The 19,846-nt window shown below is 49.7% G+C and carries 23 protein-coding genes; 3 read left to right on the forward strand and 20 right to left on the reverse strand.

Annotated features, from left to right (window positions below; translation table 11 throughout):
- The first annotated feature begins 5 nt into the window (after nucleotides 1-5).
- Nucleotides 6-797 (forward strand): nucleotidyltransferase domain-containing protein, encoded by a 792-nt coding sequence (locus BEG40_RS14045; RefSeq protein WP_105285591.1) that lies wholly within the window; start codon nucleotides 6-8, stop codon nucleotides 795-797.
- A gap of 13 nt (nucleotides 798-810) precedes the next feature.
- On the opposite strand, the gene BEG40_RS14050 is transcribed toward BEG40_RS14045, so the two are convergent.
- The 19 genes from BEG40_RS14050 to BEG40_RS14145 form a co-directional block, all read right to left on the reverse strand.
- On the reverse strand, nucleotides 811-1,266 hold the full coding sequence (locus BEG40_RS14050; protein ID WP_105285592.1) for a hypothetical protein: 456 nt from the start codon (nucleotides 1,264-1,266) through the stop codon (nucleotides 811-813).
- On the reverse strand, nucleotides 1,263-1,970 hold the full coding sequence (locus BEG40_RS14055) for a DUF4376 domain-containing protein (protein WP_105285593.1): 708 nt from the start codon (nucleotides 1,968-1,970) through the stop codon (nucleotides 1,263-1,265). The genes BEG40_RS14050 and BEG40_RS14055 overlap by 4 nt, the downstream gene beginning before the upstream one ends.
- A complete protein-coding gene (locus BEG40_RS14060) occupies nucleotides 1,967-3,547 on the reverse strand; it encodes a phage tail protein (RefSeq protein WP_105285594.1) in 1,581 nt (526 codons plus the stop codon). Before BEG40_RS14060 ends, BEG40_RS14055 begins: the two co-directional genes overlap by 4 nt.
- A 2-nt stretch (nucleotides 3,548-3,549) precedes the next feature.
- The gene (locus tag BEG40_RS14065; RefSeq protein WP_105285595.1) at nucleotides 3,550-4,266 is read right to left on the reverse strand and encodes a phage tail protein I; all 717 of its coding nucleotides are present in this window, start codon (nucleotides 4,264-4,266) and stop codon (nucleotides 3,550-3,552) included.
- Entirely contained in the window at nucleotides 4,259-5,374 is a 1,116-nt protein-coding gene (locus BEG40_RS14070) for a baseplate assembly protein (protein WP_105285596.1), read from the reverse strand. Before BEG40_RS14070 ends, BEG40_RS14065 begins: the two co-directional genes overlap by 8 nt.
- Nucleotides 5,365-5,724, reverse strand: a complete 360-nt coding sequence (locus tag BEG40_RS14075) for a GPW/gp25 family protein (protein WP_105285597.1) — start codon at nucleotides 5,722-5,724, stop codon at nucleotides 5,365-5,367. Before BEG40_RS14075 ends, BEG40_RS14070 begins: the two co-directional genes overlap by 10 nt.
- A gap of 98 nt (nucleotides 5,725-5,822) precedes the next feature.
- The gene (locus tag BEG40_RS14080; protein ID WP_016159857.1) at nucleotides 5,823-6,524 is read right to left on the reverse strand and encodes a phage baseplate assembly protein V; all 702 of its coding nucleotides are present in this window, start codon (nucleotides 6,522-6,524) and stop codon (nucleotides 5,823-5,825) included.
- A gap of 9 nt (nucleotides 6,525-6,533) precedes the next feature.
- On the reverse strand, nucleotides 6,534-7,574 hold the full coding sequence (locus BEG40_RS14085; RefSeq protein ID WP_105285598.1) for a phage late control D family protein: 1,041 nt from the start codon (nucleotides 7,572-7,574) through the stop codon (nucleotides 6,534-6,536).
- Complete coding sequence (locus BEG40_RS14090) at nucleotides 7,562-7,771, reverse strand: tail protein X (RefSeq protein ID WP_016159859.1); 210 nt, start codon at nucleotides 7,769-7,771, stop codon at nucleotides 7,562-7,564. Before BEG40_RS14090 ends, BEG40_RS14085 begins: the two co-directional genes overlap by 13 nt.
- Nucleotides 7,771-8,724 (reverse strand): phage tail protein, encoded by a 954-nt coding sequence (locus tag BEG40_RS14095; protein ID WP_105285599.1) that lies wholly within the window; start codon nucleotides 8,722-8,724, stop codon nucleotides 7,771-7,773. Before BEG40_RS14095 ends, BEG40_RS14090 begins: the two co-directional genes overlap by 1 nt.
- Nucleotides 8,724-11,084, reverse strand: coding sequence for a phage tail tape measure protein (locus BEG40_RS14100; RefSeq protein WP_105285600.1), 2,361 nt, complete (start codon nucleotides 11,082-11,084; stop codon nucleotides 8,724-8,726). The genes BEG40_RS14095 and BEG40_RS14100 overlap by 1 nt, the downstream gene beginning before the upstream one ends.
- A 190-nt stretch (nucleotides 11,085-11,274) precedes the next feature.
- The gene (locus tag BEG40_RS14110; protein ID WP_105285601.1) at nucleotides 11,275-11,592 is read right to left on the reverse strand and encodes a phage tail assembly protein; all 318 of its coding nucleotides are present in this window, start codon (nucleotides 11,590-11,592) and stop codon (nucleotides 11,275-11,277) included.
- A 50-nt stretch (nucleotides 11,593-11,642) separates the two neighbouring features.
- Nucleotides 11,643-12,167, reverse strand: a complete 525-nt coding sequence (locus BEG40_RS14115; RefSeq protein ID WP_000907501.1) for a phage major tail tube protein — start codon at nucleotides 12,165-12,167, stop codon at nucleotides 11,643-11,645.
- Complete coding sequence (locus BEG40_RS14120; protein ID WP_105285602.1) at nucleotides 12,167-13,591, reverse strand: phage tail sheath subtilisin-like domain-containing protein; 1,425 nt, start codon at nucleotides 13,589-13,591, stop codon at nucleotides 12,167-12,169. Before BEG40_RS14120 ends, BEG40_RS14115 begins: the two co-directional genes overlap by 1 nt.
- Nucleotides 13,581-13,778 (reverse strand): hypothetical protein, encoded by a 198-nt coding sequence (locus BEG40_RS14125; RefSeq protein ID WP_016159864.1) that lies wholly within the window; start codon nucleotides 13,776-13,778, stop codon nucleotides 13,581-13,583. The genes BEG40_RS14120 and BEG40_RS14125 overlap by 11 nt, the downstream gene beginning before the upstream one ends.
- Entirely contained in the window at nucleotides 13,775-14,230 is a 456-nt protein-coding gene (locus BEG40_RS14130; RefSeq protein ID WP_105285603.1) for a Gp37 family protein, read from the reverse strand. Before BEG40_RS14130 ends, BEG40_RS14125 begins: the two co-directional genes overlap by 4 nt.
- A gap of 145 nt (nucleotides 14,231-14,375) precedes the next feature.
- On the reverse strand, nucleotides 14,376-14,690 hold the full coding sequence (locus BEG40_RS14135) for a membrane protein (protein ID WP_000777272.1): 315 nt from the start codon (nucleotides 14,688-14,690) through the stop codon (nucleotides 14,376-14,378).
- A 12-nt stretch (nucleotides 14,691-14,702) separates the two neighbouring features.
- Nucleotides 14,703-15,308, reverse strand: a complete 606-nt coding sequence (locus tag BEG40_RS14140) for a transglycosylase SLT domain-containing protein (RefSeq protein ID WP_016159866.1) — start codon at nucleotides 15,306-15,308, stop codon at nucleotides 14,703-14,705.
- Between the two features lie 2 nt (nucleotides 15,309-15,310).
- A complete protein-coding gene (locus BEG40_RS14145; RefSeq protein WP_105285604.1) occupies nucleotides 15,311-15,598 on the reverse strand; it encodes a putative holin in 288 nt (95 codons plus the stop codon).
- A 537-nt stretch (nucleotides 15,599-16,135) separates the two neighbouring features.
- Between BEG40_RS14145 and BEG40_RS14150 the strand changes: the two genes are divergently transcribed.
- Nucleotides 16,136-16,483 carry a Mor transcription activator family protein gene (locus BEG40_RS14150; RefSeq protein WP_000619864.1) on the forward strand — a complete coding sequence of 116 codons (348 nt, stop codon included), beginning with the start codon at nucleotides 16,136-16,138 and terminating at the stop codon, nucleotides 16,481-16,483.
- A gap of 54 nt (nucleotides 16,484-16,537) precedes the next feature.
- Here the strand turns inward: BEG40_RS14150 and lysC are convergent, their stop codons facing one another.
- Nucleotides 16,538-17,887: a lysine-sensitive aspartokinase 3 gene (gene lysC, locus BEG40_RS14155; protein ID WP_001112918.1), complete on the reverse strand. Its 1,350-nt coding sequence runs from the start codon at nucleotides 17,885-17,887 to the stop codon at nucleotides 16,538-16,540.
- 293 nt (nucleotides 17,888-18,180) lie between these two features.
- Between lysC and pgi the strand changes: the two genes are divergently transcribed.
- Nucleotides 18,181-19,830: a glucose-6-phosphate isomerase gene (gene pgi / locus BEG40_RS14160; RefSeq protein WP_105285605.1), complete on the forward strand. Its 1,650-nt coding sequence runs from the start codon at nucleotides 18,181-18,183 to the stop codon at nucleotides 19,828-19,830.
- Nucleotides 19,831-19,846: the final 16 nt, after the last annotated feature.

Here is a 19,846-nt window from a genome sequence, read left to right on the forward strand (position 1 = left end):
GCAAAATGTCCTTAAATGGAGTCAGTGCTGCGATGCGTGAACGGGTATCGCAACAGTTAAAGGAAATTGAACGGCGGTATGGTGTGAAAGTGCTGTACGCCTGCGAATCAGGGAGTCGCGGCTGGGGATTTGCTTCGCCAGACAGCGATTATGATGTGCGTTTTTTGTATGTTCATCCGCTGGAATGGTATCTGCGGGTGGAGTCGCCGCGCGATGTTATCGAACTGCCCATCGACGACGAGTTGGATGTTTCAGGCTGGGAGTGGCGTAAGGCGCTGGGATTATTGAAAGGCGCGAACCCGACGCTGATTGAATGGCTGGACTCACCGGTGGTCTATCAGCAAGACGAAGAAACGATAACGGCGCTAAAAGCAATGGTGCCAAAGTGGTTTTCTCCGCTACGTGCGCGCTGGCATTATTATTCGATGGCACGGAAAAACTTTCGTGGTTATTTGCAGGGCGACGAAGTTCGGCTGAAAAAATACTTTTACGTACTGCGCCCGCTATTGGCTGTGCGCTGGGTCGAATCGGGTAAAGGTGTGCCGCCAATGCGCTTTGCCGAGCTACTGGCGGGAAGCGAACTTGATGCGCCGTTACGCGCAGAAATAGACGAATTGCTGGAACGTAAACAGCGCGCAGGAGAAGCGGAATATGGTCCGCGCTGTCCATTGCTACATGCGTTTATTCGTGCAGAACTGGCGCGTGGAGAAATTCCACCGATGTTACCGGACAGCAGAGACGGAGATGTTCGGGAGCTAGATAATTTGCTGTATCAAACAGTAATGCGCCGGGCATAAAGCCCGGCGTGATTTATTGCTGGTATTGCCAACTGCTGACTAAAGCGTACAAGTGGTTTGGAGAATAGCGCCAGCTTTCCTTCAGTTGCAGAAATTCAGCACAAAATTCACTGCAAAACAGGCGATCGCGCTGTTCTTTATTACCGGTAATAATTCCTAATGCTCCGCGCCAGTCATATTTCTTGCCATCATGTTTACGGAAAAAAGTTTCCACATCCTGAAGGCTGGCCTGGAGCGGCAGCATATCCCACTTATCCGCTGGCAATGGCATTATCTTTCCGCGTACACCGCGATCGCGCAGTGATGCAGAGTAACAAAGGTAACTCTTTTCACCATGCGCCACGGCTAATTCACAGTGGGAATAACTACCGTGTGTGATTTTACGGGTAAGCCAGTCAGCCAGTCGGGCAATACCACGGTGCTCTGTTCGGCCCTTATAACAAGCGAGCCAGACAGTGGTTTTACTCATGGTTGCCAGCCTGTGGAGTAATCGTAGTCGAGCACCGCCTGAATATCGTCCAGAGCTTCCACCGCCGCGATATGACGCTGGGCGTTGGCGAACAGGCGCATATCGTGATCCATTGTTACCGATTCAAACTGAGCGGCGATTTCGTTGGTTAACTCAATCAGACCGTTATTTTTAGTTTTCCACATTAAACCTGGAAGGATTTTTTTCTCCGCTCCCATTTTAGTGAGCGAGAGCTGTTGGATACGGCTATTTGTATCACTGTGGAAATGATGGTTGTTGATGATGATGTAATCGGTTGTGATGGCATCGCGTTGATTTTTGATTGCAGAGTATTTCGCCTCTTTAGCATCAGTTATGGATGGTTGCCATTTTTCACCATCCCAACGTTCAAAAGAACCTGTTGGGGAAATGATGGTGACAGTTTCAGGTAATTGGCCCAATTCTTGAGTAATAAGCTGGCTACCATCAACTTTGTTATAAACAGTTTGCCCGCGATGATCTTCAATGAGCTCCCATTTTTCATTCACCCAAACAGGAGTAAAACCTGAAACCTTTTCGGGTGGTGAATTTAATGTGCAATGATTTGGCAAACCTGTATTAGGTGCAATGTATGCATCAGACTCACCGATATATTCTTGGGTGTCTTGTGAAAAGTTATAAACAGTCAGTATTTGAGCTTCATCGGAAAATGTAAAAGTATTCATGCTAGCCTCACAATATAATTGAATGCGATATTTTTAACGGTGTTTTCGGTATTGCCGGTATTATTAATGGTTATAGAGTGGTTATGGGCCCCAAGTGCAATTGAATGTGAATGGGTGCCGAGAGTAACAGTGTGCGAATGGGAACCAATTGTAATACTATGAGCGTGTGATGGAACATTAATAGCCAAAGATGATCCGGTACCAGGGCCATATGATGTCCAGTCGCCTTGGCCCTCTGGTGAAGATGTCCCTGTTCTTACTGTTGCAGTTGCCGAGCCTGAGCCAGATGAACTTGTTTTTTTATTACCATAGTTAAATGCTGATGTAGTTTTAGTACCCAAGTCTGTTAAAACTGTGGTTTTCGTCCCTAAATCAGTATTCGAAATACTACCCGTATGGTTGTGCGATTTAACCCCATCCAGTTCAGTAGATAATATATTACGCCCACTGCTGGGTTTCCCTTTAATTATCCATCCACGCATATCAGGAATAACGCCAGATGGATATGCAATTGCCAGTTTGGGATATGAGGCTTTATTAAATGTCTGACCTGTCATCAGGGCGTAGCCAGAAGGTACAGAATCAGACGGCCAGGGAATAGGCATCCCTACAGGACAGCTTTCCGCAGCAATAGCCTTATCCATCGCTGCCTTAACCGCATTTGGTGTTGCAGCTTCCGTCGTACTGGTGCTGTTGGTCGCATTATTAAGCTTCACGACCCCTTTTTGTGTCAGCGTACTGTCGGGGATACCTGTTATTTGCCCCCAGGCATGGGTATGGCTGGCAGGTGCCGCAGCATTGGCCTTATCCATTGCGGCCTTAACCGCACTTGGCGTTGCAGCTTCCGCCGTACTGGTGCTATTTGTCGTGTTGTTAAGTTTAACGATCCCTTTCTGCGTCAGCGTACCGTCAGGGATACCAGTAATCTGATTCCAGGCATGAGTATGACTAGTGGCGGCTTTACTATTTGCCAGGTCATATGCCGCTTTTACCGCTTTTGGCGTGGCCGCTTTGGTTTCATCATCGCTATTGGTCGCATTACTCAGCAGCGTAAAACCTTTCTGCGTCAGCGTCGCATCAGGATGATTCCGTGATTGTTGATGTTCTTTCAGCGTTTCATCGACATATTCTCTGGTTGCTATAACGACTGAAGGGTCGATCAAAAGCGTCACCGCGTCAGCATTGGTCACTTCCATAACTGCGCGAATAACAATTTGCTTACTGGCACCCGCAGGTAATAGCGGTTTATAGGTTTCCGGAAATTTGCCAATAGCAACTAGTGTGCCGTCAGCATCCAGTAGCCCAACCTCGCGGACGTACCAGCCACCTACTTGTTCAGGAATAATCGTCTCTGCGATAACCCAGGCTGGATTATCAGGCGCAATTTTTAAGGTATTTAGTTGCCCACGCCAGACTTCATGCACAACTTTGGTTTGACTTTCTGTCGGCTCGACATAATGACCATTGCCATCGCCGACCACCATAGTTTGTAGGCGGATCTGTTTTTGCTCCGCCAGCGCAGAGGCAATTTTTGATTTGCCTGCGGTGGTTAATATTGTAAAAAATTCACTTGCCATACTTACTCCGGGTATACAGACATAATTTCGGTACTCCAGTATCCTGTGCCGACATGAATCGGTTGGGATTGTGTAATGCGATCAGGTTGATACGGAAAGAGATTTATGTATTCCTCAACACAGTAACCTGTCGCTAAAAATAGTGTCGATGACTGCCAAATACTCTCCGCAATAGGGGGTAATACAGTAATAACCTCCCCACCCTGGATTGCGCTGCCAATAACTGGCATTTGACTTTGGTTAATAAGCCAGATGGTAATGCTTTCAAGTTTTGAACGAACATTTTTATATTCGTGAATTAATGCGATAAGTGCATTAAATTCATCTTCATTTAATCCTTTTTCCTCTAGTGTAATATCAACCTTAAAAAAATAAGCCTTCCCCCCATATTCAAACCATTCTGAAATAGTTCCTGGTAGCGAAAGTATTTCCAGCACCCGCCGTACCGCCCAAATCGTTCCTTTATATTTATGCAGCTCAATGGCTTGCTTAATTAACTCGCGCTTCTCCCGTTCATCAGTGGTAAATAACCAACCTTCCAGCCCCTGAACGTGAAATTGTTCTGCAAGCGTAGGCAAAGCCGAAGCATCAACCAGGTCTACCAGATAAACCATCAACGCCGTCAGATCGAGTTGGGCAAAACGCTCGGCAGCGATATTTGCCAGAGTTGAAAAACGCTCATCGCTGGCAAGCGGCGGTGGCGGCAGCAATTTATCCATCGCTGACTCCGGCAATCGTGACGTCTATCGCGGTGCATTCCGCCCACTCATGCGCCTGCAAAATACGTTTTGTAGGCATATTCAGCGCAACGTCATAAACACCATCGACTTGTAACACTTTGATTATCTGGTTTGGCACAATGTCCTGTCCCAGATGTGTTTGGCGCTGTTGCGTCCAGAGGCTAATCGCTTTATGCGCCTCAGCCAGCGTTGTTTCCTGATCGGCGGTGGTAAACAGCGTGAGCTGCGCACGGATCTCATACGGCACCCTAACGGCGCATTTCGCACTTACTTTGTCGGTCAGCGGACGTTTTTTCTCCTTGCTAACCTCCAGTTCAATTTGCGCGAGCAGTTCCACGCCCGGCAGACCATTCAGCGTTAGCGGGTAGATCTCCACGCAGCCTTCTGGTAATCCTTCGTCCGGCCCCAGTACCGCGACGTCAATAATCGACTGGCTTACGGAAAGCGTATGAAAGCGGTAGGCACCATAGCTGCCCGCATTGCTGAAACTTTCCGGCGCCAGTTGGATCCGCTGGCGTAGTGCGTCATCGCTCTCTTCACCGCAGCCGCCGGTTGAGGCCGTCAGGTTGGTCACGCTGATATCGTAATAACCAATCCTGTCAACAAGGGCGCTAATCTGTGCAGGCTGCCAGCCATTGCCCGCTTCGCCTGTTGCCAGACTGGTGGCGGGAACGGCGATATGCAAACTTCCCGCCGGAATCAGAACATCTTCATCGGTAGCAAACATCACGCTGTCAGAGGCGCTGGCACGTGTTCCTTGTGGAATTAGAATGTTATTTCGATTCTTACTGGCTACCGAAAACTGCAACGTGGTTTTTGCCGGTTGTGCAGGTAAGCGGTGAACGCCCACCAGCTCACCTAAATAATCCAGCATTGGCGCGCGGGAATACGCGACCAGATTCTGTTTCGCCGCTTCCTGAATGGCGATGCGTACAAGGTTTTCACGATAGGCAAAAAGGTCAATCAGCAACCGCTCGGCCTGTGCCGGGTAGAGCTTTTTGCCGCTGGCATCTTCATACTGCGCAATCATCTCGCTGGTAATTTGCGCAGGATCGCGGTCAATAAAATCGGGTTCGGCTATCGCCATAACACCTCCGTTGAGTTGATTACGCCGTCAGCGGCGCGCCATTGCACACGTAACGTCAGATGTTCCCCGTCGATTACCGGTGTCACCTTCAGCAACCGGCAGCGCGGTTCCCACTGGCGGATGGCCTCTACCGACTCCCTTACCACATGCGGAATCGCCCGCTCGATGGGATAATCGATGTAGTGCCACAAGTTGCTGCCAAACAGCGGTCTGTGGGGATCACTGCCGCGCGGTGTGCGCAGAATGATGTGTATTGCCTGGTGAATATCATCCAGTCCGCAGACGTATTCTTCAGGCCGCTGCAAGGCTGGTTGCCAGTGCAGCGTAGAGGGGCGTGTTGTCGTGTTCATGAGGGTATTTTCGCCCTGAACAGGCGGCGGGGATATTAAAGCGATTTAAAAAACTGATTGATTAAAAAGAGAAAACCCGCCATCAGGCGGGTTAAACGTCAGTGTGAATGGTGGTTGGAGTTGCCACCGCTGTCCTGCAATGTGCCGCTGGCCTGAACGTTACCAATCACATTAACATTGCCAGTTATCGTGGCGGCGTTGCCGATGCCTCCACTTCCTGCCATGCCACCAAGCCAGGTGAGTTTTTTCATCACTGTGACGTTGCCGGTAAAGGTGCTCATGGGCGCATCTACCGTCACTGCTGCCGCTTTAACATCGACCTTACTGGCTTCAATGCTGACATCGGTGGCTTTCACATCAACAGTGTCGGAAGTCACGGTGACGTGTTGGGCTTTAACCTCAACGTTGGGCGATGTCAGGCTGGTACGGTCAATAACCTCAATCACGATTTTTTCGATGCCACCATTAATCGTAAGCTGGTGGGTGCTGCGGTCATATTCAAACGCTGCGCCATCAGAAAACTGGACATAGCGTTTGTCGCGCGATGCTACTGGCGCGGTATCTACCGTTGAATATACTGCGCCCAGCACCACGCCATCTTCACCGTTATCATCCAGCAGAACTTCCACCTGTTCGCCCATATCCGGTAGCCAGTAATCCTTATTGTCCTGAGAATTGCGCTGCAGCACCGCAAGCCAGTTACTCTTCAGATTGTCACACTCTGGTAGCGTGACCCGCACCCGAACGCTGGTTTCGTCAATATCGCTGATAATCCCCGTTTGCCGGGTTACTCCTTTCATATTGCCTCCTTACTGGCTGGTCGCTGGCCCGCGTGAAACGTCGATTTCAGTGGTATAGCCGCTGCGCACAAAACTGTGAGTAGATTTATCAATCAGCCACTGACCGGAAAGCACACCAAAATCGGTTAGCTCGATTTTATTGCCTGCCGTCAGTTCCGGGCAGCCCATCATCCTGAGCGTTCCGGTTTGTTGATATTCGTTGTGGCTGTCGAGCGCGGCGTTGGCCTTTGCCTGCGCCGCGCCAACGTCCGGCGCCCGACTGTTCAGTTTCAGCGTGTCGGCACTGGTGCCGACTCCACGGGCAGACGGCTTTTGCTGGCTGTCGTGAGTGTAGATAACCAGTTCTTTTTTCTTACTATTTTGATGCTGTACGGTGGCGTTTTTGTAGATGCGGTTAATGGTATCTTTGAAGGTGAAATGCGAAACGTCTTTGCGGTCGATCTTTTTCACCGGCGCCAGGCAGCGCAGCGTGGGTAAATGCGAAAAAATCAGCTCTTTGGTGGTCACCTTTACCGCATAGCCATATTCGCTGGCCAGGCGCTTGAGAAATCCGACATCGGTTTCGCCGTACTGTGTCACCCGGTCAATCGTCAGCGGCTCGATTTTGCCCACCAGCGTCAGGCCGTGAGTTTGCGCGATACGGCTGGCGATGGCTGAAAGCGTTGTCTCTTCAAAGCCCTGACTGTTACGGGTGCGCAGCGCCTGATTGACGGAAGTGGCGATGCCATCAATATTTACCGTGGAAGGTGGTGCTGAAATGTCAATTTTATCAATGATATATTGACCACAATCGAGCAGTTTTTCCCCCTGATAACCTATGTGCAGCGCCAGCGTATCGCCTTTGCCGGGATACCACTCTTTTATCCAGCGTCCATCGGTGTCATCCAGTGTGATCGCGATGGTATCCGACTCGTTTTTAATACTGTCCTGGTAACTGATGCTGGTGACATAAGGCGTGATGTCATAAGTGATATCTTTATGCCCATACCACAGGGTAAAAATGGGCGCGAGCGTGGCAAAGACGCCGCCAGTTACGCTTATCTCAGCCATGGTGGGATCTCCGATACGGTCTTGTTGACGGTAATGACCGGAATAATGAGCTGAATACCGGCAGGCAGTACCGGATAAATGGCGACATGTGGATTGGCGGCGATAATGCGTTCATAAGCCAGTGCATCACCGTAGTAATGCCATGCCAGGTTATCCCAGCGTTCGCCGTCGGTGGTGATATGTTCAAGGTATCGCATTACCAGCTCCTCGTAATGGTCGCGGCAGCGAGCTGAGTCACTGCGGGAGTGGTTTGCTGTACCGTTGTACGCGCCTGCTCAACCAACGTTGTGGCTTTATCGAAAGTTGCTTCGGCGATGGCGCTGGTGATGCTGCCAAACAGTTCTTGTGCATGGTCAACCAGTGTCCCGGCGTCTTCGGCACAGTCGCGGATGCCCGGCATGTTACCCAGCAATGCTTTAATCTGCGCCGACAACGCTTTTGGTAATCCTGCCAGCGTTTGCAGATCCATCGGCTGTTTAAACAGGGTTTCGATGGCATCAATAGTCTTTTTCAACGACTTAATTATCTTTTCACACTTTTCTTTTAACGCTTTGGCCTCTTTAATCAGTGCTTTGACCTTTGCCACTGTTTTTTTAATATCTTCAATGGATTGCGCCAGTTCATCGATCATCTCTTTGGCTTTGCGCATACCTTCTTCAATGGCGTTCAATATCTGATCCAACCAGGACTCCACCTTGTCCGGAAAATCGCTCGCCTTTTCGTCAATATTAGGCTCCTGGGTGGTAATCGCCGGGGGCAGGAGTGGGTTTTTCGGATCGCCGGTATACTCCTGGAGCGACATTGTTCCGCTTTGGGCAATGACATTGCCCCAGGGATCGGTGTGCTGGTGAGTGGCGGTTAACTCTGTAATTACAAACCAGCCGCGATAATCACCGTTGCCAAACACCAGCGCCATTGCTTTGTGGGCAAGCATGGCTTCACGCAGTCGATTCAGCTCTGTTGTGGGTTGGCAAAACTGGCTGTGCAGGGAAAATTCCAGCGCCAGCATGTCCAGCTTATCGCCAATAAACTGCACGCCAGGTTTGCCTTCAATACGGGCATGTGTGGCGTAATCCACGCCCATTGTGCTTTTAAAGCCGTCCCAGAATGTGACAACTTTAAATTCAATCTCACCTAAAACGGCATACATCAGGCATACCCCCGGCGCTGTTGCTGCGCCATTACGTCGTTAATCATTCTTTCCAGTTCGCGTTTACTCATCGTCAATACGTTCTGAATGTCTTTAGTGGTGTTTTGTCCGTTACCCTGCACGGTAATTTGTGGCGAAAAATTCACCTGGACTTTTCCTGGGGAACGGGAGGGTAGCGTCGCCGGTTTGGTTACGGATTTACCTGATAAAGAGGCCGACGCGGGTTTTGCCACTGGCGCCGATGACGGCGTTGTCGTTTTGCTGGATGGCGCGAGTTGTTTGCCCACTGGAGGCGTTAAAAGCGCACCGGCAACGCCTGGAACAACGGTCGCGGGGGAGACTGATGCGGTATTAGTCGTGCCTGTAACAGTCGCAGCCGATGCTTCTGTGCCGATCCCCATTGTGGCTTTTAGCCAGTCTGGCATGGCGTTTTTGACCTGATCAATAATGCCTTTCAGAGCGGGGAAAGCATTCATTATGCCGTCGGCCAGGCTAGCCAGTATATTGCTGCCGAACTCGCTAAAACTCGCAGGCATCTCAACACCAAACCAATTCATCACACCGGAAAAGGCGCTGTAGAACAGCCCCAGTGGCGACCAGTCGAGAATCAACCGGCTAATACCTGCAATGCCACCGTCAAAGGCCGTGGTAATACGTTTCCAGATGGCGGAAAAGAACCTGGTGATAGGTTCCCAGTTGCGATAAATCAGATAAGCCGCGCCCGCAATCGCAGTGATGACCAGACCAATGGGATTCATCAGTAGCACCCGGCCTAGTGAGAGAACGGTTCGACCAACCAGTTTCAATGCTCCGATCAGGCCACGACCAAGCAGTTGCGTTAGCCATTTTGCGCCGCCACCCAATGACTTAACCGCCAATAGCACCTTACTCGCTGCGCCTCCGGGCGCCAGACTTGCCCTGACTTTCAGGAAGATATCGACCAGACGAATAAACGGCGAGGCGATGAAGTTCGCGCCCAGCTTTAAAACATTCAGCGCGCCGTTAAACAGCCAAATCGCCCCGACGATTTTCGCAATGTTTTGCACCAGCGCCGGATGTTCGCGTAGCCAGGCGCTGAACTGGCGAATAACCGGCGCAAGGCTTTGCGCCAGCTCGCCAATCGCCGGCATAAGTTGTAAGCCAATGCTGAGCCATAAATCATTTAACGCCAGTTGTAACGCTTTAGTCTGTTCAATGGGCGAAGCCATTTGCGCAGAAAAGTCGGCATCAATCAGATTCTTGCTGGTGGCTTGCATGGCAGAGGCTTTTAGCTGGCGATACTCTTCCATGTTCGCCAGCATAGGGGCCAGGAATTCCACCGTTTGTGCATCGCCGAACATTTCGTCCAGATTAAACTGCGTCACCATCGATTGCAGCGCAGTGCTGCGGGCAGATAAATCTTCAATCTGCATGGTGCGTTTGAAGGTATCGAGGATCGCCGGATTCATCTTCTCAAGCTGCATTTGCACGATATGAGTCATGGCTTCGCTAACACCCATACCGTTTTGCTGATGCTCAAGCAGAGAACCTTGCAGATCGACGCCCTGGCTGGCGAACCAGCTATCGGTTTTTTTCGAAAAGGTGGTTTGCAGAAAATGGTCGAAATTCTCCGCCGCTGTACTGGCGCTGGCACCGTTTTTCATGGCGATCTGCATGGTGGCGGTCAGTTCAGCCATACCTTCCAGACCCTGAGTGCCGGTTTTACCTGCAAATTTCTCTATCCACTGCGTTTGTTCGGCAATGGCAGGCCCACCGCTTTTGGTCACGCTGTACATCATGTTTTGCGCGGCGTTGAAATTTTCCGGGGCAATATTCAGTCGATCATGAGTCGCGAGCGCGGCTTTCGCCCATGTTTCGGCGCTGTCGCGCGTGGCGGTGGCGGCTTTGGCGATCTCCGGCATATAGCGGTTGAGATCCTGCAAGGACGATACATTGCCTTCAACTAAGGTCAGAGCGGCGGACTGTAACGTGGTCTGCTGCTGGTTAAAATCCATACTCCAGTCGCGCAGATTCAGGCTGAGCGTCTCGCGAGTGGCATCACTCATCCCACCTTTGGCCGCCATATTGACCATATTGTCCTGAAACTCATACGGTAACTTCCAGTCGGGGGCTTCAACATTGAATACTTTGCTAAATTGCCCGGCAAATGTTTGGGTTTTCTCCATCAGATTAGCGCGGCTGCGGCTATTTTCCTCCAGGCGGAGAGCGGAATCGGCAAGTCGCTGCGTTAGTTTGATAACTGTCGCTTGCTGAGTAGAGAGAGTTAACAATGTTCTGGCGTTGAGTGAGCCGTAACGGGCTATTGCCTGCGTCAACGTCTCATTACGCGCCTGAAGCTGGGTAATAATATCGTTGGCCAAAATTGTTTCTCTTTAAATATTGATAATGGCCCGCTGGTTATTTTTCTAAAAAAAAGGGGCAGGGAAGAAATAAACCTGACGGGCTTGGAAAACTCGCAGACATCAGGTCTGCGAGTCATATTCGATTTTTATTTGGGCGTTGGCTTCATCCAGCCAGTTGCTAAAGTCATCGACGGTAAGGGCGTCTATCTCACTGGGCGGAAAGCGAAACCATCTTGCCAGTAACGCCATCGCTTGCCATAACAGTGGCAGATTCTGTAGCCACGCTAAGCATGGATTGAAATCGTTTCTGCAATGCCTGGTAATCCAGCAAATCCATTTCAGCTAAATCTTCTGGCACCAGTCCGGTCATTGCAGCCATTAGCGGTTCATCCCATTCTTCTGGTTTTTCGCTGATCCGGCGCGCGTTGCGCATATCTTTTACTTTCAGGCGACGTAATTGCAGAGTGTTAATTACGTCTCCCGCCGCTGAAGTAAACGGGAACTGTAAGGTATAATGTTCTTTCATTTTGTATCCTTATTGGTCATGCGGAAATCGGGGCCGTAGCCCCGAATAACTTAGCCACCGATGTTATTGCGATAGGTACTTAATTGATCCACGCCGTTAACGCGGAAAATATTCGCCAGGTAATCCAGTTCCAGTAGTGTTTCACCATCGACCACCTGTTTAATATAGGTACAACCAAAGGCGCTGCTGAATTCCGGGTTTTCATTCTGTTTAAATGTTCCCAATGGATTCTTTTTAAACATAACAGTCAAATGAGTGACTAACGCTAATTGATTCGCTTTCCCCTGGGAGTTATAGCAATCAATACTGGAGCGGCACTGTAATGCTACCGCCTGCCACGGGTTTGCCGTTTTACGCATGACGTCCTGATAAAAGGAGTTCCATTTAATTTCCCCTTCCAGTTTATCGAAACCTGCCGGGAGTTCGATTTTGCCGACCATGCCCAGTGCTTTATGCTCCTGCATAATTAAACTGACATCCGGTAATTTAATTTCGGTTGCACGACCTAAAAGGTTATTACCATCGAGATAAATATTGGCATTGGTAATACGGTTAATTTGAATTTTTCCAGCCATTAGCTATTGCTCTCCAGAGAGACTAAATATTCAGAGGTAATTTCAGTTTCAAACGTCAGACGTTCCAGCGGCGGTGGCGGGGTGAATTTATAGCTCAGCAATAAATGCCCGGCACTGAGTTCGGTCGGTGAATTTCGCGCCGGATCGTACCAGCACTCAAAGCCAAGCAGTGCGCCGTCGGCAATCAGCTTACGGCCCCAGGTATTTACCGACTCGGTCAGGGCATCAATTAGCGCCTGATTAATCGGCATATCGATATACTGCTGGCTGAAATAACGGATCGACTCGTTAATCACATCACCCGTGCGGCGAACGTTTTCAAAGTTACGCATATGGGTCACGGTTGGCCATGCCGCAGTGCGGTTGCCCCATAAACGCAGACCAGAGCCGTAACTATTGAAAACTGTGGTAATGCCGTTTTCGTTGAGCTGATTCACTTCACTTTGCGGGTCATCAACCATTGCGGAAAGTGAACGTTCGATACCGATAATGCCCTGAATTTCCTGGTTTGAGTTGCTCCACCAGAAACCTTTCTCCAGGTCTACTTTGGCACGCAGTCCGGCAGCGCGTGAAGAGAGCGGTTCGAGAACTTCCTGGTTGGTTGCGCCGTCATAAACTTTGACGTGCGGATAGCACAAACGCGCACGGTCAGAACTGGTGTTGAAGTTGATTGCGCCTTTCGAGCCGCGACCAGCCAGCACCTGCTGGAATGTAGTACCGATTGGGGCGTCAATGTAGGCGATAGCACCGAGTTTTTCCGCCTGAGCAATCAGTTCGGTGGTGACCGATTTTTGCGTACAGAAAACGGGAGCAAGCAGGATTTTGGCGTAGAAACCATACAGGTTATAGGTATCCTGTAGCAGTTTCATCCCAGTGCGATCGCCTGCGGTATTAACGGCGCCAATAATATCGGCTGCGGTAACTTTTGTTGGATCGGCCCATGAGTAATAGGCACAAACTTTCGCTCCGGCAGGGATCTCAGTCTCTGCACGAGTGATTATTCCTGTTTGTTCATCAACATGAAACGCTGTGCTGCTATACGTAGTGGCTGATGTTGAAGAGGGTTTCAGGACGACATTACGCACCGCACGATGAGCCAGTTTTGCCTGGTTGTTGGAATCAAAAGTGATACTCTCATTGCTGATGCTGGAGCCATGTTTTGCCGGATCCAGTACGTTAATCACCACCACCGTACCGGCGCCGTGGTCATAAATCGCCTTCAGCGCCTGCGGGATAGTAAAGTTAGCCTGAGTCGAGCCAAACTGCGCGGCATCGCTTTCAGAAAGGCACAATGTTGGTTTGTTTACCGGACCGCATGGTGCACTACCGATTAAAGCGATTACAGCGGATTTTACCGCTTTAACCGGGCGCGGACCGGTTTCAATTTCAATGGTTTCTACACCGTGCAGGTAATTAGCTGCCATGTACAATTTCCTCTCCGTTATTTTGTTCTTCCTGAGTGATGACAGGAGTCAGGTGATTGCGGGCAATCATGGTCATAACCCACTCGTTTTCTTCTGGCAGATCAATTTCACTGTTCGGCCACAATAAGATTTCTTGTCCGTCGGCAAGGGTGACGCCGCTTGCCGGGCCGTTGTAGATGTATTTCATTCAGTTTCCTCGTAATTAACTTCAGTAAGCAGGGTAAGGTCCGTGCTTTCCCGTTTTGCGATAAACAGCGATCTGGTCGCCATTTCCAGGATGTAGCGGCAGAAACCACCGCTCTCGCCTGCATTGATTTCTGTTTCAAGCCAAAGAAGACGCTCGCAATCAGGAAGCTGGATCCCCCCCAATGCGCTGCGTATGCGATCCAGTGCGTTTAACGCGCCACAATTTTTGCCAACAATAACGGTGGCAGTTAAACGGAGCGTTTGCTGTTGCACGAGGGCATCACTGCTTTCAGGCATGGCAAATAGAGAACCGCTATAATTAATAATCACTGTAACTTTCTGCGTCTGCGGAATATATTTATTGGCATCAACCGATGAAATAAATACGTCCATTTCGGGATTCTGTTCACGTAATCTGGTCACAACAGAATTAATTACAGATAAAATTTCCATATAGGGTGTTCCTTAATTACTGCTCACTTCGTTATCGTTGAAATGTATTCTGAAGCAGTGAAGGTGAAGAATCTTTTAATGTGATTTAGAGAAAAAATTGAATGGCTATAAAAATCCCCACACTTACGTAAAGGTGGGGATGTATTTAATAGCTGCCACGTTGTAATAGCTCTATTTTGCTATATAAGGCATCCAGCTTTGCTTCTAATACTGCCTGGCCACGAAGATAATCTTCTCTGCGGACATAATGCAGCGGAAGCTCGGCACGAAATTCGAGAAATTCTCTTTCCAGTTTCGACCAGCTTGTTTCTGATTCCCGGCGCGCGTTTTCCAGAGATTCAAAACGCTCATTAAGTCTTTTTTCAATTTGCGCTAACAGCAATTTTCCGGCAGCAAACATTAATCCAACGAAGGAAAGCATAAGGGAGATCACTTCCCAAAAATCGATACTGAGTTTCATCGGCCCCTCTGATTAGTGAAGACAGCTTGCCTGCCCCCAGAGTAAGTAGCGGGCGGCATGTTGATAGAGGATCATCTTCGGATAGTGACGATTTTCTCGCCAGTTTGCGGCACTACGCCCGGCGTTGACGTGCTCAACATGACCAAACCAGATGGTGGCATCTAACCCTTTGGATGCGGCCAGTTTTTTATCCCGATTAACCCATCCCTGACCACCGTTATAGGCGCTTAGGGTAAACGCCATACGCTGGCAGCCATTTTTCGCCGAGATGTTTTTCCACAAATGCTGGTCATATTGCACCAATGCGCGAATCGCCCAGGTTGGGTTATAGGGCTTGTTTTCACGTAGCTGTGGATACAACTGGCTTATCCATGTCGCTGTGGCAGGCATAAATTGCGCCATACCCTGTGCGCCGACGGGGGAACGCGCCATTGGCTGCCAGGCTGATTCCTGGTGCAACTGCCCGGCGAAGTCTGCCACCGGGGCGTTCAGTCCCCAGACTTCTCGTGCAGTTCGAATCAGTTCGTTTCGCCATGCCAGAGATGCTCGCGGCGGTTCAGATGCGTTAAGCGGGAAGAACGCGAACAGAGTAATTAGCGCGAGAAATTTTACCTGCATCACTAAAGTCCTAACGCGACGGAAAGGCAGACGGCTGCAACGATGATAGCCCGACGAATCATTGCCGCCGCGCAGCATCGCGCCTCTTCCCAGGGGCAAAATGAGTCAGGCCGCGCCCAGGGAAACAGACTGCGATCGAGCCAGTATCCCAGCACAGCGGCGAGCGAAACCAGACTTAGTTTATAAATGACAACCGGGATCTGTGCGGAAGATGTACAGCCGATCGCGACAAACAGCGCGACGGAAGCGACCAGCCAGCCGGAAAGACGGGGAAAAGTGACTTTTTTCATACGATATCTCCTGATAAGTGAGCGTTTAGTGTCGCCAGATCCCTCCAGTGAAGAATGAAAAAAGCTTTAATAAATAACTTTAAAAAATAGATCCTCTATAAATGAACATGCTTGCTAATAAATCCACCCATTAATAAAAGAGCAAAAGGTGTCCTGGAGAATAAGCGCGTCATTATGCAGGGAAAAGAGGATGGTGAATCGTAGGAATAGCCCATAGTCATTTGATTTTTAAAGTTTGTTTAAGAAAGTCAGCGACTGTGAGGGAAACGATCTTTTTACACTACAGGTAAAAATAATACTGTATGCACATACAGTATCGTGTAAAATGATACTCCAGTTGACAAGAAACATAACGCAAACAATATATTTATTTTGTGAATTTATGACGTTCATTAATATTAAAAATTTATATTTTTGGTGATTGTTTATTTGTTTGTTGAATGTATTGAGTAGCAGTAATGACAACTGCTTAGCGTATATCCGTGGTTTTACACGCATCGGGTCTTATACAGGATGCAAGATATATGGAGATGAAAAATGATACGAAAATCAAAAGAGATGGCCCGGACACCGGAGATCATTAACGACCTGGCGTTTCATGCATCGCAAGTTCTGATTGAGAGCATCAATCTCGACAGTTCATCGGCGGAAAATGTGGGCTTTGCCATTGCCGACCGAATGATGCGTAACTGGGGTGGGCAAAGCATTTATTTCCCGAAAGGGATCTCCGGACGGGCGTCGGAGCGTGACTACCAAATCTATAGCGAGTGCGATGGTCGCAACTACGCCGAATTAGCGAAGAAATATAATCTGACGTTGCAATGGATTTATAAGATAGTGAAACGCGTACATGCGGAAAAGCAACAGCGCCGTAGTAATTCGTAATTGATCCGGCATGGTGAATAGCGACGTGGGTCGCTATTCACCTGTACTGGTCGTTTACTCAAACAAATTACTATGCAATTTCTGCACTACCTGCTCTGCATCAGCACCTGGCACCAGGAAGCACAGGTTATTGCTGGAAGCGCCGTAGCAAATCATGCGGATGTTGAACGGTTCCAGTACGCCAAATACTTCTTTGCCGACGCCGCAGGCTTTGGACAGGTCATTACCAATCAGCGCCACCAGTGCCAGGCCTTCTTCCACTTCTACACGGCACAGTGCTGAAAGCTCCATCAGCAGTGATTGCGTCAACAATGTATCGCCGGTAGAAGTTGAACCAGTAGTATCAAGAGTTAATGCCACGCTCACTTCGGACGTAGTAATTAAATCCACCGAAATATTATGCCGCGCGAGGATACCGAAAACTTCCGCGAGGAAGCCACGGGAATGCAGCATATTCAGGCTGTGCAGGGTTAATAGCGTTTGTTTACGGCGCAGAGCCAGTGCACGGAACAGCGGTGGATTTTCGGTTTTATTACACACCAACGTACCGCCAGCACGTGGGTCTTTGCTGGAACCGACAAACACCGGAATATCGCTGCGCACTGCGGGCAGCAACGTCGCTGGATGCAGCACTTTCGCGCCAAAGGTCGCCATTTCAGCGGCCTCTTCAAAAGCGATTCTATCAATGCGTTTTGCTGCCGGCACCACGCGTGGATCGGTAGTGTAGATGCCAGGGACGTCAGTCCAGATATCAACGCGAGATGCGTGTAAGGCTTCCGCCAACAAGGCTGCCGTATAATCGCTGCCGCCACGTCCAAGTGTTGTTGTACGCCCTTTACTTTCGCTACCAATAAAGCCCTGGGTGATGACTAAACCTTCACTGAGCCGTGGAGTCAGATGCAACGCAGCCAGTTCCGCCAGTGCAACAACATCTGGCTCCGCACGACCAAAACGGTCGTTGGTGCGCATCACTTTACGCACATCAAACCACTGCGCCTGGACATCGCGTTCGCGCAGGATTTCAACAAACAGCAGAGTAGACATCAGTTCGCCGTGGCTGACCAGTTCATCCGTCAGTGCCGGAGATGTTGCCAGTGCCGCCGCTTCGGCCAGAACAGTAATGTTCTCCAACAAACGTTCAATCTCTTCACGGATGACGTTCGGGTAACGCAGACGCTCCAGAATGGCGAACTGAATATTGCGAATAGCATCGAGTTTTTCGAAACGCTCAACCGGTTCCAGACCTTCAGCCAGTGCGACAAGGAGGTTAGTAATCCCCGCAGAAGCAGAAAGCACAACCAAACGAACATTCACATCAGAAAGCACAATGTCGGCGCTGCGGTTCATGGCGTCGAAATCAGCCACGCTAGTACCACCAAATTTGGAGACAACAATATCGGGCATAACAACCTCGTGTCAGGGAATGAAAGAAGCGACCTTGGCACAAAGGCAAAATAGAAACCGGTGCAGGCGCAGACCGTATTTATAAATAAAAGGTGTAGGGGAGTGTGTCAACGCTGGGATTATGCGGATTATTCATGCAGCGGGCGTGGTCAGAAATTGTGCTTATAACGTCTATACTTTTTATCCTCTTCAGTAGTTAGCTGAGCTAACGGCACTAAAACCATCACATTTTTCTGTGACTGGCGCTACAATCTTCCACAGTCACAATTCTCAATATCAGAAGAGTATTGCTAATGAAAAACATCAATCCAACGCAGACCGCTGCCTGGCAGGCACTACAGAAACACTTCGATGAAATGAAAGACGTTACGATCGCCGATCTTTTTGCTAAAGATGGCGATCGTTTTTCTAAGTTCTCCGCAACCTTCGACGATCAGATGCTGGTGGATTACTCCAAAAACCGCATCACCGAAGAAACGCTGGCGAAATTGCAGGATCTGGCGAAAGAGTGCGATCTGGCGGGCGCGATTAAGTCGATGTTCTCTGGCGAGAAGATCAACCGCACCGAAAACCGTGCCGTGCTGCACGTGGCACTGCGTAACCGTAGCAATACGCCGATTCTGGTTGATGGCAAAGACGTAATGCCGGAAGTCAACGCGGTGCTGGAGAAGATGAAAACCTTCTCGCAAGCGATTATTTCCGGTGAGTGGAAGGGTTATACCGGCAAAGCAATCACCGAGGTGGTGAACATCGGGATCGGCGGTTCTGACCTCGGCCCGTACATGGTGACTGAGGCACTGCGTCCGTACAAAAATCACCTGAACATGCACTTTGTTTCTAACGTTGACGGAACTCACATCGCAGAAGTGCTGAAAAAAGTGAACCCGGAAACGACGCTGTTCCTGGTGGCGTCTAAAACCTTCACCACTCAGGAAACCATGACCAATGCCCATAGCGCACGTGACTGGTTCCTGAAAGCGGCAGGTGATGAGAAGCACGTTGCGAAACACTTTGCGGCGCTTTCCACCAATGCGAAAGCCGTTGGCGAGTTTGGTATTGATACCGCCAACATGTTCGAGTTCTGGGACTGGGTCGGCGGTCGTTACTCTTTGTGGTCAGCGATTGGCCTGTCGATTGTTCTCTCCATCGGCTTTGATAACTTCGTTGAACTGCTTTCCGGCGCACATGCCATGGACAAGCATTTCTCCACTACTCCAGCAGAGAAAAACTTGCCTGTATTGCTGGCGCTGATTGGCATCTGGTACAACAATTTCTTTGGCGCGGAAACTGAAGCGATTCTGCCGTATGACCAGTATATGCACCGTTTTGCGGCGTACTTCCAGCAGGGCAATATGGAATCCAACGGCAAATACGTTGACCGTAACGGTAACGTCGTGGATTACCAGACTGGCCCGATTATCTGGGGTGAGCCAGGTACTAACGGTCAGCACGCGTTCTACCAGCTGATCCACCAGGGAACCAAAATGGTGCCATGCGATTTCATCGCGCCAGCTATCACCCATAACCCGCTCTCTGATCACCACCAGAAACTGCTGTCTAACTTCTTCGCTCAGACCGAAGCTCTGGCCTTTGGTAAATCCCGCGAAGTGGTTGAGCAGGAATATCGTGATCAGGGTAAAGATCCGGCGACGCTCGACTATGTAGTGCCGTTTAAAGTGTTCGAAGGTAACCGTCCGACCAACTCCATCCTGCTGCGCGAAATCACCCCGTTCAGCCTGGGGGCGTTGATTGCGCTGTATGAGCACAAAATCTTTACTCAGGGCGTGATCCTGAACATCTTCACCTTTGACCAGTGGGGCGTGGAGCTGGGTAAACAGCTGGCTAACCGCATTCTGCCGGAGCTGAAAGATGACAAAGAAATCAGCAGCCACGATAGCTCGACCAATGGTCTGATTAACCGCTATAAAGCGTGGCGCGGTTAATCATCGTGCATACCTG

This window comes from Escherichia sp. MOD1-EC5495, from assembly GCF_002965965.1.
In the GTDB taxonomy this organism is placed as follows: domain Bacteria; phylum Pseudomonadota; class Gammaproteobacteria; order Enterobacterales; family Enterobacteriaceae; genus Escherichia; species Escherichia ruysiae.